Raw genomic sequence first — 12,455 nt, 5'->3', positions numbered from 1 at the left:
GCGCACCCTACTTTATAGTTTAACAGAACAGAGCATGAAAGTAAAGGGCGGAAGTGTGAACTTTTCGCATTTTTCCGCGGCGGAACCGCCTGCACGGACGCTTCATACATTGGAGTGAGAAAAAAACGGGAGGACGGTATGGAAAGAGAGCTTCTGCGGCTGTCGGAAACGCCGCTGCACCTGGAGAAAACATGGGAGAGCGGCGGCGTGCCGGTGCTGACCGCCGAGGTGACGCTGCCGCGCTGCGGGGGAAAGAGCCGCCGTGCGCGGCGCTTCGACCGCTACTACCGCCAATACGCGCGCGCCTATCTTAAATACTGCGAGGCGGAGCTGCTGCCCCGCGCTGCCGAAACGATGCACACGGCGCTGGAGCGCAGCGCGCCGTGGAGCTGCGCCCGCGCGGTGCTCGCCTATCGGGTGACGCTCGTGCGGGGAGACACCCTGAGCCTTTATACCGAAGGCCGGGAGGAGCATCTGCCGCCGCGGCTCACGCTCCGCCGCGCGGAGACGTGGGATCGGCGCACGGGCTTTCTCATGCCGCTCACGGCTTTTTTTCTGCCGAAAACGGCGGTAAAAAAGCGCCTCGTCCGCGCGGCGCGGGAGACGGCGTGGGAGCAGATGGAGACGGGTACGGCGGCGTACTATCCCAATTACGGCGCGCTGCTGCGCCGCGCGTTTTCCAGCAGGAGCTTTTATCTGGCGGACGACGGCCTGCACTGGTTCTATCCGATGTATTCCGTCGCGCCCGCGGCGGAGGGCATCGTGGACTTTTCGCTGCCCTACGGCGAAGCGGGGCCGCTCCTGCCGGCGGAGGAGGAAAAAGGATAGAGAGAGGCGGCCCGGCCCGCAGGCCGCGCCGCCTCTCTCCGTAGGGGGAATGAGTGATATTCTTCTTAATAGCTGCCGAGGTCGGCGGACTTGTCGCCCTCGACGCTGACGCCGAAGACATAGTCGTTGCCGGGCAGGACGGCGTTGAGGATCACGCCGCACAGGGCCGCGATGGCAAGGCCGGAGAGGGTGACGGCCGCGCCGCCGACGGTGAAGGTGATGCCGCCGACGGAGCTGAAGCCCAGGCCGCTGACGAACATGACCGCCGCGATGATGAGGTTGCGGGACTTGGTGAGGTCGACCTGATTCTCCACGATGTTGCGCACACCGACCGCGGAGATCATACCGTAGAGGATGAAGCTGACGCCGCCGACGATGGCCGCGGGGATGGAGTTGACGAGCGCGTCGAACTTGGGGGAGAAGCTCAGGATGATGGCATAGACGGCGGCGAGGCGCACGACGCGGGGGTCATAGACCTTGGAGAGGGCGAGCACGCCGGTGTTCTCACCGTAGGTGGTGTTGGCGGGGCCGCCGAACATACCGGCGAGCGCAGTGGCGAGACCGTCGCCAACGAGGGTGCGGTGCAGACCGGGGTCCTCGATGAAGTTCCTGCCGGTGGTGGAGGAGATGGCGGAGACGTCGCCGATGTGCTCCATCATGGCGGCGATGGCGATGGGGGCCATGACGAGGATGGCGGAGACGTCGAACTTGGCGATGACGAACTGCTGCAGGCCGATCAGGTTCGCCTTGCTGACGGAGGCGAAGTTGACGAGCGGCTGCATCACGCCGTTCGCGTCAGGCAGCTGCGCGCCGCAGGCGGTGGCGATGAGCGCGACGAGGTAGCTGCCGACCACGCCGAGGAGGATGGGGATGATCTTGACCATGCCCTTGCCCCAGATGTTGGCGACGACGATGATCGCCATGGCGATGAGCGCGAGCCACCAGCAGGTCGCGGCGTTGTTGATCGCGGAGCCGGAGAGGTTCAGACCGATCATGATGATCATGGGGCCGGTGACGATGGGCGGGAAGTAGCGCATGACCTTCTTCGCGCCGAGCATTTTGAACAGCAGCGCGAGCACGAGGTAGAGAAGACCAGCGATCACGATGCCGCCGAGCGCGTAAGCGAGCTTTTCATCGCCGCTCATACCGGCGTATTTGCCGGCGTCCAGCTTAGCGACGGTCTCGAAGCCGCCGAGGTAGGCGAACGAGGAGCCGAGGAACGCGGGGACCTTCATCTTGGTGCAGACGTGGAAGAGGAGTGTGCCGAGGCCGGCGAAGAGCAGAGTGGTCTGGATGGAGAGCGGCAGGCCGTAGCCCTGCACGAGGATGGGGACGAGCACCGTCGCGCCAAACATGGCGAACATGTGCTGCAAGCCCAGCACCAGCATTCTGGGGGTGCCCAGCTGGCGGGCGTCGTAGATGGCTTCGTGTCCGAGTTCTTTCTTCATGTGATTTTCCCTCTTTCTTCTGATTTTGATGTATGTTCTTATTTGACCAAACGACTCAGCGCCCCGCGCGGGCAAAAAAAGAGACCGGTAAAAAATTACCGGTCAAAGGAAACAATATCATTATCAACAAAAACGGTGCTGATAAAAATAGAAACACCAGCAGGAAGGAATTTCTTTTTGTACACATACTGCGTCATGGCTGTGTCCTCCCTCGTTTGTTTCTTTTGGAAATGATACAGGACAGGAGCGGAAAAAACAAGATGGGATTTTAGCCAAGAAACACGAAAGTCGTTTAGCTTTTTTGTGCAATGCGGCAAAGGACGGGCGGCGCTTCCCGCCGCGTCCGCGCATTGACGGCACGAGGAAAAGCTGATATAATCCAATAGATAGTGATAAAATACAGGAACGCTCGAGGGACACCATGAAGAAGAACGAAAAGAAGGAACAGACCGCTCCGCACCGCAATAACCCCAACGTCCTCGGCCTGCGCGCGGACGTGGTCGAGCAGCGCATCACCGATACGCTGGAGACGAACTATATGCCCTACGCGATGTCGGTCATCGTCTCGCGCGCCATTCCGGAGATCGACGGCTTCAAGCCCAGCCACCGCAAGCTCCTCTATACCATGTATAAGATGGGACTGCTGAACGGCGCGCGCACAAAGAGCGCGAACATCGTCGGCCAGACCATGCGGCTCAATCCCCACGGCGACGCCGCTATCTACGACACGATGGTGCGCCTTTCCAAGGGCTACGGTGCGCTGCTGCACCCGTTCGTGGACTCCAAGGGCAACTTCGGTAAGGTCTACTCGCGCGACATGGCGTGGGCGGCAAGCCGCTACACGGAGGCCAAGCTCTCCGCCATCTGCGCCGAGCTGTTCCGCGACATCGACTCCGATACCGTCGATTTCATCGACAACTACGACAACACCATGAAGGAGCCGGCGCTGCTGCCGACGACCTTCCCGAATATTCTTGTGAGCGCCAATCAGGGCATTGCCGTCGGCATGGCGAGCCAGCTGTGCGGCTTCAACCTCGGCGAAGTATGCGACACGACGATCGCCTACCTCAAGAATCCCGACTGCGACCTGACAGAGACGCTGCTTGCGCCCGATTTTCCGACCGGCGGCGAGGTCATCTGCGACGTCGACGCCCTGCGCGAAATTTACAGCACGGGCCGCGGCGGCGTGAAGGTCCGCGCCCGCTGGCGCTACGACAAAAAGGAAAACCTCATCGAGGTCTATGAGATCCCCTACACCACCACGACCGAGGCCATCATGGACAAGGTCGCCGAGCTCATCAAGGCAGGAAAGGTCCGCGAGATCACCGATATGCGCGACGAGACCGACCTGAACGGTCTCAAGCTGACCATCGACCTAAAGCGCGGCACCGATCCCGACAAGCTCATGCAGAAGCTGATGAAGTCCACGACCCTGCAGGATACCATGTCCTGCAACTTCAACGTGCTCATCGCCGGAATGCCGCGCGTGATGGGCGTACGCGAGCTGCTCGACGAGTGGTGCGCGTGGCGCACGGAATGCGTCCGCCGCCGCGTCTACTTTGTCATGAGCAAAAAGAAGGACAAGCTGCACCTTTTGAAGGGTCTCAAGCGCATCCTGCTCGACATCGACAAGGCGATCAAGATCATCCGCGAGACGGAGGCCGAGGCCGACGTAGTGCCGAACCTGATGATCGGCTTCGGCATCGACCAGGTGCAGGCGGAGTATGTCGCGGAGATCAAGCTACGCAACATCAACAAGGAATATATCCTCAAGCGCGTGGAGGAGACGAGCACCCTGCAGGACGAGATCGAGGACCTGGAGGATATTCTCGCCCGTCCTGCGCGCGTGAAGAAGATCATCGTCACCGAGCTCGAGGACGTGCGCAAAAAGTACGCCGAGCCGCGCCGCACCGGCATCGTCTACGGCCACGAGGTCGAGGAATACACCGAGGAGATCACGGTGGACGATTACGCCGTGTCCGTGTTCCTCTCCCGCGAGGGCTACTTCAAGAAGATCACGCCCGCCTCGCTGCGCATGAACGCGGAGCAGAAGTATAAGGAGGGCGACGCGCTCGCGCAGAGCTTTGAGACCTCCAACGCCGCCGAGGTGATGTTCTTCACCGACAGGTGCCAGGTCTACAAATCCCGCCTTTCGGACTTCGATGACACCAAGGCGTCTGCCCTCGGCGACTATCTGCCCGCAAGGCTCGGCATGGACGAGGGTGAGAGCGTCGTCTATATGGTGCTGCCCGGCGATTACCGCGGCTGGATGCTCTTCTTCTTTGAAAACGGCAAGGCCGCCAAGGTGGAGCTGTCCGCCTACCGGACGACCTCGAACCGCCGCAAGCTCACCGGCGCGTACTCGGATAAGTCTCCGCTGCGCACGGCGCTGTGTCTGCGCGAGGACTGCGAGCTGGCGGTCTACTCCACCGAGCCGCGCGTGCTGGTGTTCTCCACCGCGCTGCTGGGGAGCAAGACCACGCGCGCGACGCAGGGCGTCGCGGTGCTGACGCTCAAAAAGAAATTCACGCTCGACTACGCCTGTCCCGCTGAGGCGACCGGCATCGCCAACCTCGCCCGCTACCGCGCCCGCAGCCTCCCCGCGGTCGGCGCGCTCTTAAAGGCGGAGGACAGCGACGAAAAACAGATCTCCCTGATGGATTGAGAAAGGAAGTCATTGCTTGAAGCTGCTCAAACAGTATGTTTCCATCACGCTCGGCTGCGCGCTCATGGCGCTGGCCTTCGACTGGTTCTACGCGCCCAACGAGCTGACGCTCGGCGGCTTCACCGGTATCGCGCAGGTCATCAACTTCTTTGCGCCCGCGCTGCCGGTCGGCGTTACCGTCATCGTGCTCAACGCGCCGCTCTTTCTGATGAGCCTCAAGCGCTTCGGCAAGCGCTTTCTGGTGCGCTCATTCTTCGCCGTGGCGGTGAACTCGATCTTCATCGACCTCATCAACGCCGTCTATACCTTTCAGCCGATGGATAAGCTCCTCGGCTGCATTTACGGCGGCGTGCTCGTGGGCGTGTCGCTCGGCTGGCTGCTGCGCGAGGAGGCGACCACCGGCGGCACGGAGCTGGGCGCGTGGCTGCTGAAGGCGAAGATCCCGGGCCTCTCCATCGGCACGCTCTGCCTTGCCATCGACCTGACGATCATCGTGTTCTATGCCGCGGTGTTCCGCAGCCTGGAAAATGCGCTCTACGGTGGCATCGCCCTCTATATCTCCACCAAGGTGATGGATATGGTGGTCTACGGTGGCAGCGCCGCGAAGCTCGCCTACATCATATCCAACGAGCAGGAGAAAATCACGCACGAGCTGCTTGCACGCGATATGGGCGTCACCCGCCTGACCGCCGAGGGAGCCTATACGCACAACGACAAGCCCGTGCTGCTCTGCGCCGTCCGCCGCCGCGAGATCGTGGCGGTCAAGCGGCTGGTGAACGAGATCGACCCGACCGCCTTCTTCATCGTCTGCGACGCGCGCGAGGTGCTCGGCGAGGGCTTCGGCGAATATAAGCCCGACGGGCTGTAACAAATAATCTCTCTCGCAGTGCGGGAGACGGAACATAAAGAAAGGAAGCAATGTCATGGACTTTACGAATGTGACAAAGGCGCTGACCGCGCGCGGCTTTAAGGTCTCGAGCTTTGAGACGGCAAAGGAGGCCGCCGAATACCTCAACACGCAGATCGACGGCGCGACCGTCGGCTTCGGCGGCAGCATCACGCTCGAGGAGCTGGGGCTGTATGCCCTGCTCAGCGGGCACAATACGGTGTTCAGCCATTGGCACCTGCCGGAGGGCGGGGACGCCGCCGCGCTGCGCGCGCAGGCGGCGGGCAGCGAGCATTATCTGCTCTCCGCCAACGGCATCGCCGAGACGGGCGAGATCATCAACATCGACGGCGCGGGCAACCGTGTGGCTTCGGCGATCTACGGCCACAAAAAGGTCTGGATCGTCGCGGGCAAAAATAAGCTCGCGCCCACCTACGACGAGGCGCTCTGGCGCGCCCGCAACATCGCCGCGCCGAAGAACGCGCAACGTCTCCACGCAAAGACGCCCTGCGCAGTCAAGGCTGACCATTGCTACGACTGCAAGAGTCCCGGCCGCATCTGCCGCGCGCTCACCGTGCTCTGGGGCGCGATGATGGGCAGCGATATGGAGGTCGTGCTCGTGAACGAGGACCTCGGCTACTAAAAGCAGCGGGGAGGGAGCGCCGTGAAAAAAAGAATACTGCTTCTCTGCGCGGCGCTGTGCCTTCTGCTCAGCGGCTGCGGCGGCGGGCTGCTCGAGCGCGAGTGGTCGTCGGTCACGCCGCACAGCGCCGGCTACTGGGAAAACGGCGATAAGGACACTCTGCGCGCCGACAGCTATCAGGATGCGGTGAACGCGATCTTGATGCTGATCGCAAACCACGCGGAGCGCGGCGTGGTGCGCTGCTATTTCGGCAGCGACGCGGAATACGCCGAGCTGGCCGCGGAGGCCTGCAACGAGGTGCAGCAGGAAACGGACCTCGGCGCCTATCTGCTCGATTACATCACCTATGCCGGCACGGACGAGCGCGGCTTCTATGAGCTTTCGCTCAGCTTCGGCTACCGCCGCACGGCGGAGGAGCAGGAGAGCATCATCAACGCCACCAGCACCGAGGCGATCCCCGACCTGCTGCGCGCCGCGGCGGCGGAGGGCGCGGACCGGCTGGTGGTGCGCGTGAGCTACCTTTCCACCGACCGCGCGGGCGTGGAGCAGATGGTCCGCGACGTGCAGGAGGAGAAGGACGGCGGAAGAGATGCCGGTATGCTCGCCGCGCCGTGGCAGGTCAGCTTTTATCCGGACACGGACGAGCCGGGCATCGTGGAAATTTTGCTGAAATAAAAGAGGGAGAAGCAGCTATGTGGAGCATGATCTGGCCGATCGCGCTGGTGGTCGGTGTCAACGTGTTTTATCACATCACAACAAAGTCCACGCCGGAGGGCGTGAATGCCTTTGCCTCGCTCACCATCACCTATCTCGTGGGCGCGGCCTTTTCGGCCGCGGCGTTCTATCTGATGGGGAACCGCGGCTTTATCGGCGAGCTGGGCAAAACGAACTGGACGGCGTGGGCGCTCGGCGCCATCATCGTCGGACTGGAATTCGGCACTATCTGCGTGTATCGCGCGGGCTGGAAGATCAGCGTCGCCTCGCTCGTGATGAACATTGCGCTGGCCTGCGTGCTACTCGCGGTCGGTCTGCTGGTCTATCACGAGACGGTCTCGCTGCGTCAGGGCCTCGGCGTTCTCGTCTGCCTTGCGGGCATCTATCTCGTGGGCGCGTAGCACGGGACGCACGGAATTACATAAGAAAAGGACGGCTCGCGCCGTCCTTTTTTCATGCTTATTTGGATACCGTCAGCCAGTCGTCGAGCACGAGGCCGGGGTTGTGCTTGGTGAGGAAACCGACGCTCCATTCGCCGCCGAAGGCGATGAGCTTGCGGCCCTTGAAATCCTCGAGCAGCTTCGAGCCGGTGCAGAACATCAGGTCCTTGGGGTCGCCGGGACATTCCGCGATGAGCCGCAGGTGCTCGTAAGGCAGTGCACTCATGCGCAGCTCCACGCCGTACTCGCTTTTCATGCGGTACTCAAACACGTCGAATTGCAGCGTACCGACCACGCCGACCACGACGTCCTCGAAGCCGGAGTCCGGCATTTTGAAGATCTGGATGGCGCCCTCCTGCGCGATCTGCTCGATGCCCTTGACGAACTGCTTGCGCTTCATTGTGTCCTTGGGACTGACGGACATGAAGTGCTCCGGCTCGAAGGTCGGGATGCCGCCGAAGCGGAACTTCTTGCCCGGCACGGTGATGGTGTCGCCGATGGAGAAGATGCCGGGATCGAACACACCGATGATGTCGCCGGCGTAGGCCTCCTGCACGATCTCACGCTCGCTCGCCATCATGGTCTGCGGCTGGGAAAGGCGCATCTTCTTGTTGCCCTGCACATGGTAATACTCCGCGTCGCGCTCGAACTTGCCCGAGCAGATGCGCATGAACGCCAGACGGTCGCGGTGCGCCTTGTTCATGTTTGCCTGGATCTTGAACACGAAGGCCGAGAAGTCAGGGGAGAAGGCGTCGATCACGCCCGCGTCGCTCTCGCGCGAGAGGGGAGCGGTGGTCATGCGCAGAAAGCCCTCCAGGAACGGCTCCACGCCGAAGTTCGTCAGCGCGCTGCCGAAGAACACGGGCGAGAGCGTGCCGTTTCGCACGGCGTCGAGGTCGAACTCGCGCCCCGCGCCGAGCAGCTCGATCTCGCCGGCGAGGTTGTCGCGCCGCTTCTGCCCGATGAGCTCGACCAGCGCGGGATCGTCCAGCGCGATCTCGGTCACGCCGGCCTTCTTCGCGTGGCCCGCATCGGTGAAGTGGATGATGCACTGCTTCTCGCGGTCGTAAACGCCCTGAAATTCCTTGCCGCAGCCGATGGGCCAGTTGACGGCGTAGGTGTCGATGCCGAGCTCGCGCTCGACCTCCTCGCACAGCTCGAGCGGGTCGCGCGTCTCACGGTCCATCTTGTTGATGAAGGTGAAGATGGGGATGTGGCGCAGGGCGCAGACGCGGAACAGCTTGCGCGTCTGCGGCTCGACGCCCTTCGCGCCGTCGATGACCATGACCGCGCTGTCTGCCGCCATGAGCGTGCGGTAGGTATCCTCGGAGAAGTCCTGATGGCCCGGGGTGTCGAGAATGTTGATGCAGTAGCCGCCGTGCTGGAACTGCATGACGGAGGAGGTCACGGAAATGCCGCGCTGCTTTTCGATCTCCATCCAGTCGGAGGTCGCGGCCCGCGCGCGCTTGCCCTTGACCTCGCCGGCCTGCGCGATGGCCCCGCCGTAGAGCAGGAACTTTTCGGTCAGCGTGGTCTTACCGGCGTCGGGGTGAGAAATGATGGCAAAGGTCCTGCGGCGTGAGATCTCTTCGTGAAGCGTGGCCATAGTGTCGTCTCCTTGCATACGGTGTTTGTCAATACAAATAGGCAGTTTATCATAGCTTTTCCGCATTTGCAAGGCGGCAGAACCAAAATCTGCGGAAAAATGAAAAATACGGCTTGACAAACGCGAAAGAATCTGCTATTATCGTCAATGTTCCGCGGGCGTAGCTCATCTGGTAGAGCGCCACCTTGCCAAGGTGGAGGTAGCGAGTTCGAGCCTCGTCGCCCGCTCCAAAAAATAACACCACGACGATGTCGTGGTGTTATTTTTTGCAATGGAGACCGGTTTCTCGAACTCGCTGCCTCCACCCATGCGCGAAGTGCATTTTGATCTGAGGTGAGCGCAGGGTTCCCGCGAAGCGCCGCCAGGCGGTTCGTGGGATGCCGGGAAGCGAGGAACGAGCCTCGCCAAAATGAAGCTCCGGCTGCCTCCACCCATGCGCGGAGCGCATTTCAATTTGAGGTGAGCGCAGGGTTCCCGCGAAGCGAGGGACGAGCCTCATGTGCGGCGAAGGCTTGCTGTGCAAATGCGCTAAAGCTCTGCCGGTTCGGCGAACTGGATTTTTATTATTGGTGCCATGCCATTACATAGTCTTTTTCTCCAGTAGCTTCATCCAAACCGCTGTGCTGAATCTCAAATCCTTCTCTTTGATAAAAGGATATTGCCCGTGTATTTTTTTGATATACGTTCAAAAGTAATTTGCTCCGTTTGCCCTTTGCATAATTCAGCAGAACTTTACCTATACCCTGCGACTGCATTTCGTCAGAAACAAAAATACCCTCAACATATTCATCGTTTAGTCCTATAAACCCCTGTATTTCTTGATTGTATTCATAGACATAGACGGTTGCCTGTAATAGCAGTTCTTTCACTAATTCAAAATTATTTTGCCAATATTGCGCAGGAATAAAATAATGTGCGGTTATATTGGTGTCCAACCATATATTTGCAACTTTATTTATATCTGCTTTTCGTAATTCTCTAATCATAACGGTGACTCTCCTGCAAATTCCGATTTATCGAACGAAAGCATAGCACAAAAATACAAGCCTGTCCACCTGTTTTCCTCAAAGCGTCCGCGCACGGTGTATATTCTTTGCTCCTCGGCGCAAACTATCCTCTGCGCGAGGCCCGAACGTTCGCTTCGCGCGAATTTTGCAAGGAGGAATTTCTTCATGTCCGATCATACCAACAGCGGCTGCGCCTGCACCCCCAACAGAGCCATCAAATGCGAGGTCACTTCCTGCGCGAACCATTGCCAGAGTCAGTCCTACTGCGGTCTGAACGCCATTCAGGTCGGCACCCATGAGACCAATCCCACCATGGATCAGTGCACCGACTGCCAGAGCTTCCGCAAGAAGTAAGCAAAGAAGCGGCGCAGCCGCTTCTTACATAGGGAGTGGGGGACATGGAGAAGAAAGCGAAGTACCGCCTCAGCGGCGTCGCCGCAGGACTTACGAACGGCATTTTCGGCGGGGGCGGCGGCATTCCGCTGCTCGTGCTGCTGACGAAATGGGCGGGCGTGGAGGAAAAGAAGGCATTTGCCACCTGCGTGGCGGTCATTTTTCCGATGTGCGCGGTGTCGGCGGCGCTGTGGTATTGGCGCGCAGAGCTGTCCCTGACGGCGGCGCTGCCGTATCTCCTCGGCGGCTTCGCGGGCGGACGGGTCGGCGGGAAGCTGTTCAAAAAGGTGCCGAACCTCTGGCTGCGGCGCATTTTCGCGCTCTTTCTGCTCTATGGCGGCTGGCGCTATCTTTTCACGGGAGGCTGAGCGATGACGGACTGGCTTCTACCCGCGCTCGCGGGCTTCGGCACGGGCATCCTCTCGGCGTGGGGCGTCGGTGGCGGGACGCTGCTGCTCCTGCTCATGACGCTCTTTCTCGGCGTCGACCAGACGCAGGCGCAGGGCATCAACCTCCTCTACTTCCTGCCGACGGCGGGAATGTCGCTCCTTGAGCACAGGAAAAACGGCTATCTCGACCGCGAGGTGATGCGCGCGGCGATCCCGCTCGGGACGCTCGCGGCGCTTGCCGCGGCGTGGGCGGCGACCTCGGTCGACATCACGGTATTCCGCAAGCCGTTCGGCGTTTTCCTGCTTTGGGCGGGCGCCAATATGCTGCTGCAAAAAAAGAAATGAGACAATGCCGAACGCATTGCCTCATTTTTCATACAAAGCAGGTCTGCACGAGCAGCATATAGAGCGCCGTGCCGGCGAACAGGCTCAAAAGCATATTCCTTTTCCGCCGTTGCAGCGCGGCGGTCACGGTGATGGCGATCAGCTCCGGCAGTGCGTGGTACGAGGCGAACACCGCGTCCTTGAGGCAGTAGACGAGAAGCAGTCCGATGACCGCGAAGGGCAGGACGGCGCCGAGGTAACGGATGAACGCGGGCGGCTCGCGCCCTTCGGGGAAGATGAGAAAGGGGAGAAAGCGCGTCGTCATCGTGCCGAGCACGACGGCCGCGATGGTGATCACGCTCTGCGTGACGGTCATGGTCATAGGGCGGGCTCCTCCTTTTTCTGCGATTTGCTGCTCACGAGGAAGCAGACGATGATGAGCGCCATCGCGGGCAGCATGAAGCCGTCGCTGCCGAACACGGCGAGGCAAAGCGCCGCGCAGCCGAGGCCGGTGAGGGCGGGGCGGTGGTCCTTGGCCTCCTCCCATTGATTGACGAACATCACGGTGAACAGCGCCGTCATGACGAATTCGATGCCGGTGGTGTCAAAGTGCAGGACCGAGCCGAGCAGCGCGCCGAGCGTCGCGCCCGCGACCCAGTAGGTCTGGTTGAGCAGGGTGACGAAGAACATGAACCAGCCGCGATCCACGCCATCCGGCGGGGTGACGGTGCAGTTGATGGAGAAGGTCTCGTCGCACATGCCGAAGATCAGGTAGGGCTTTTTCCAGCCCATGCCCTTGTACTTTTCCAGCATGGAGATGCCGTAGAACAGATGCCGCGCATTGACCATCAGCGTCAGAAGAAAGGCGTGCAGCGGCGCGTAGGCCGAGAGCAGCAGCTCCACCGCGACGAACTCCATCGAGCCGGCGAAGATGAAGGCGCTCATGGCCATCGGGTAAAAGACGGAAAAGCCGCGGCTGCGCATCAGAAAGCCATAGGACATGGCGATGAACAAAAAGCCGATGCAGATGGGCAGGGAATAGGGCAGCGCGGCGCGGAATGCTTTCTTTTTCATGGGTGCTCCTTTGTGAAAATCCCACAAATGCGATAGGG

At 60.8% G+C, this 12,455-nt stretch carries 14 protein-coding genes and 1 tRNA gene; 10 read left to right on the top strand and 5 right to left on the bottom strand.

Annotation, left to right across the window (positions count from 1 at the left end):
• Positions 1–138 precede the first annotated feature (138 nt).
• On the top strand, positions 139–828 hold the full coding sequence (locus KQI17_RS05495) for an RsiV family protein (RefSeq protein ID WP_216495201.1): 690 nt from the start codon (positions 139–141) through the stop codon (positions 826–828).
• Between the two features lie 65 nt (positions 829–893).
• Here the strand turns inward: KQI17_RS05495 and KQI17_RS05490 are convergent, their stop codons facing one another.
• Positions 894–2,276: a uracil-xanthine permease family protein gene (locus KQI17_RS05490; protein ID WP_216495199.1), complete on the bottom strand. Its 1,383-nt coding sequence runs from the start codon at positions 2,274–2,276 to the stop codon at positions 894–896.
• A gap of 421 nt (positions 2,277–2,697) precedes the next feature.
• Between KQI17_RS05490 and KQI17_RS05485 the strand changes: the two genes are divergently transcribed.
• Genes KQI17_RS05485 through KQI17_RS05465 form a run of 5 tightly spaced genes read left to right on the top strand, consistent with a single transcriptional unit; the run spans position 2,698 to position 7,585 of the window.
• Positions 2,698–4,941, top strand: coding sequence for a DNA topoisomerase (ATP-hydrolyzing) subunit A (locus KQI17_RS05485; protein WP_216495197.1), 2,244 nt, complete (start codon positions 2,698–2,700; stop codon positions 4,939–4,941).
• 16 nt (positions 4,942–4,957) lie between these two features.
• On the top strand, positions 4,958–5,809 hold the full coding sequence (locus tag KQI17_RS05480; RefSeq protein WP_216495195.1) for a YitT family protein: 852 nt from the start codon (positions 4,958–4,960) through the stop codon (positions 5,807–5,809).
• 55 nt (positions 5,810–5,864) lie between these two features.
• Positions 5,865–6,470: a lactate utilization protein gene (locus KQI17_RS05475; protein WP_216495193.1), complete on the top strand. Its 606-nt coding sequence runs from the start codon at positions 5,865–5,867 to the stop codon at positions 6,468–6,470.
• Between the two features lie 21 nt (positions 6,471–6,491).
• A complete protein-coding gene (locus KQI17_RS05470; protein ID WP_216495192.1) occupies positions 6,492–7,145 on the top strand; it encodes a hypothetical protein in 654 nt (217 codons plus the stop codon).
• A 26-nt stretch (positions 7,146–7,171) separates the two neighbouring features.
• A complete protein-coding gene (locus tag KQI17_RS05465) occupies positions 7,172–7,585 on the top strand; it encodes a hypothetical protein (RefSeq protein WP_253285703.1) in 414 nt (137 codons plus the stop codon).
• Between the two features lie 58 nt (positions 7,586–7,643).
• Here KQI17_RS05465 and KQI17_RS05460 read toward each other — a convergent pair whose 3' ends face one another.
• Complete coding sequence (locus KQI17_RS05460) at positions 7,644–9,230, bottom strand: peptide chain release factor 3 (RefSeq protein ID WP_216495189.1); 1,587 nt, start codon at positions 9,228–9,230, stop codon at positions 7,644–7,646.
• A 154-nt stretch (positions 9,231–9,384) separates the two neighbouring features.
• Between KQI17_RS05460 and KQI17_RS05455 the strand changes: the two genes are divergently transcribed.
• Positions 9,385–9,460 (top strand) — tRNA-Gly (locus KQI17_RS05455).
• A 333-nt stretch (positions 9,461–9,793) separates the two neighbouring features.
• Here KQI17_RS05455 and KQI17_RS05450 read toward each other — a convergent pair.
• Positions 9,794–10,216 (bottom strand): GNAT family N-acetyltransferase, encoded by a 423-nt coding sequence (locus KQI17_RS05450; protein WP_216495188.1) that lies wholly within the window; start codon positions 10,214–10,216, stop codon positions 9,794–9,796.
• A 186-nt stretch (positions 10,217–10,402) separates the two neighbouring features.
• Between KQI17_RS05450 and KQI17_RS05445 the strand changes: the two genes are divergently transcribed.
• Genes KQI17_RS05445 through KQI17_RS05435 form a run of 3 tightly spaced genes read left to right on the top strand, consistent with a single transcriptional unit; the run spans position 10,403 to position 11,364 of the window.
• Positions 10,403–10,591, top strand: coding sequence for a DUF1540 domain-containing protein (locus KQI17_RS05445; RefSeq protein WP_216495187.1), 189 nt, complete (start codon positions 10,403–10,405; stop codon positions 10,589–10,591).
• 44 nt (positions 10,592–10,635) lie between these two features.
• Complete coding sequence (locus KQI17_RS05440; protein WP_216495185.1) at positions 10,636–10,998, top strand: TSUP family transporter; 363 nt, start codon at positions 10,636–10,638, stop codon at positions 10,996–10,998.
• 3 nt (positions 10,999–11,001) lie between these two features.
• Positions 11,002–11,364 carry a TSUP family transporter gene (locus KQI17_RS05435; protein WP_022018146.1) on the top strand — a complete coding sequence of 121 codons (363 nt, stop codon included), beginning with the start codon at positions 11,002–11,004 and terminating at the stop codon, positions 11,362–11,364.
• Between the two features lie 28 nt (positions 11,365–11,392).
• Here the strand turns inward: KQI17_RS05435 and KQI17_RS05430 are convergent, their stop codons facing one another.
• Positions 11,393–11,725, bottom strand: coding sequence for an AzlD domain-containing protein (locus KQI17_RS05430; RefSeq protein WP_216495184.1), 333 nt, complete (start codon positions 11,723–11,725; stop codon positions 11,393–11,395).
• On the bottom strand, positions 11,722–12,417 hold the full coding sequence (locus tag KQI17_RS05425) for an AzlC family ABC transporter permease (RefSeq protein ID WP_216495182.1): 696 nt from the start codon (positions 12,415–12,417) through the stop codon (positions 11,722–11,724). The genes KQI17_RS05430 and KQI17_RS05425 overlap by 4 nt, the downstream gene beginning before the upstream one ends.
• Positions 12,418–12,455 lie beyond the last annotated feature (38 nt).

Source organism: Oscillibacter sp. MSJ-31 (assembly GCF_018918025.1).
Classification (GTDB): Bacteria; Bacillota; Clostridia; order Oscillospirales; family Oscillospiraceae; genus Hominicoprocola.
This window is presented reverse-complemented; position numbering and strand designations above follow the sequence as displayed.

What these genes read in the sequence shown, in the direction of transcription:
- KQI17_RS05495 (WP_216495201.1), top strand. Translation starts at nt 139, where the DNA reads ATGGAAAGAGAGCTTCTGCGGCTGTCGGAAACGCCGCTGCACCTGGAG.
- KQI17_RS05490 (WP_216495199.1), bottom strand. Translation starts at nt 2,276, where the DNA reads ATGAAGAAAGAACTCGGACACGAAGCCATCTACGACGCCCGCCAGCTG.
- KQI17_RS05485 (WP_216495197.1), top strand. Translation starts at nt 2,698, where the DNA reads ATGAAGAAGAACGAAAAGAAGGAACAGACCGCTCCGCACCGCAATAAC.
- KQI17_RS05475 (WP_216495193.1), top strand. Translation starts at nt 5,865, where the DNA reads ATGGACTTTACGAATGTGACAAAGGCGCTGACCGCGCGCGGCTTTAAG.
- KQI17_RS05465 (WP_253285703.1), top strand. Translation starts at nt 7,172, where the DNA reads ATGATCTGGCCGATCGCGCTGGTGGTCGGTGTCAACGTGTTTTATCAC.
- KQI17_RS05460 (WP_216495189.1), bottom strand. Translation starts at nt 9,230, where the DNA reads ATGGCCACGCTTCACGAAGAGATCTCACGCCGCAGGACCTTTGCCATC.
- KQI17_RS05450 (WP_216495188.1), bottom strand. Translation starts at nt 10,216, where the DNA reads ATGATTAGAGAATTACGAAAAGCAGATATAAATAAAGTTGCAAATATA.
- KQI17_RS05445 (WP_216495187.1), top strand. Translation starts at nt 10,403, where the DNA reads ATGTCCGATCATACCAACAGCGGCTGCGCCTGCACCCCCAACAGAGCC.
- KQI17_RS05440 (WP_216495185.1), top strand. Translation starts at nt 10,636, where the DNA reads ATGGAGAAGAAAGCGAAGTACCGCCTCAGCGGCGTCGCCGCAGGACTT.
- KQI17_RS05435 (WP_022018146.1), top strand. Translation starts at nt 11,002, where the DNA reads ATGACGGACTGGCTTCTACCCGCGCTCGCGGGCTTCGGCACGGGCATC.
- KQI17_RS05430 (WP_216495184.1), bottom strand. Translation starts at nt 11,725, where the DNA reads ATGACCATGACCGTCACGCAGAGCGTGATCACCATCGCGGCCGTCGTG.
- KQI17_RS05425 (WP_216495182.1), bottom strand. Translation starts at nt 12,417, where the DNA reads ATGAAAAAGAAAGCATTCCGCGCCGCGCTGCCCTATTCCCTGCCCATC.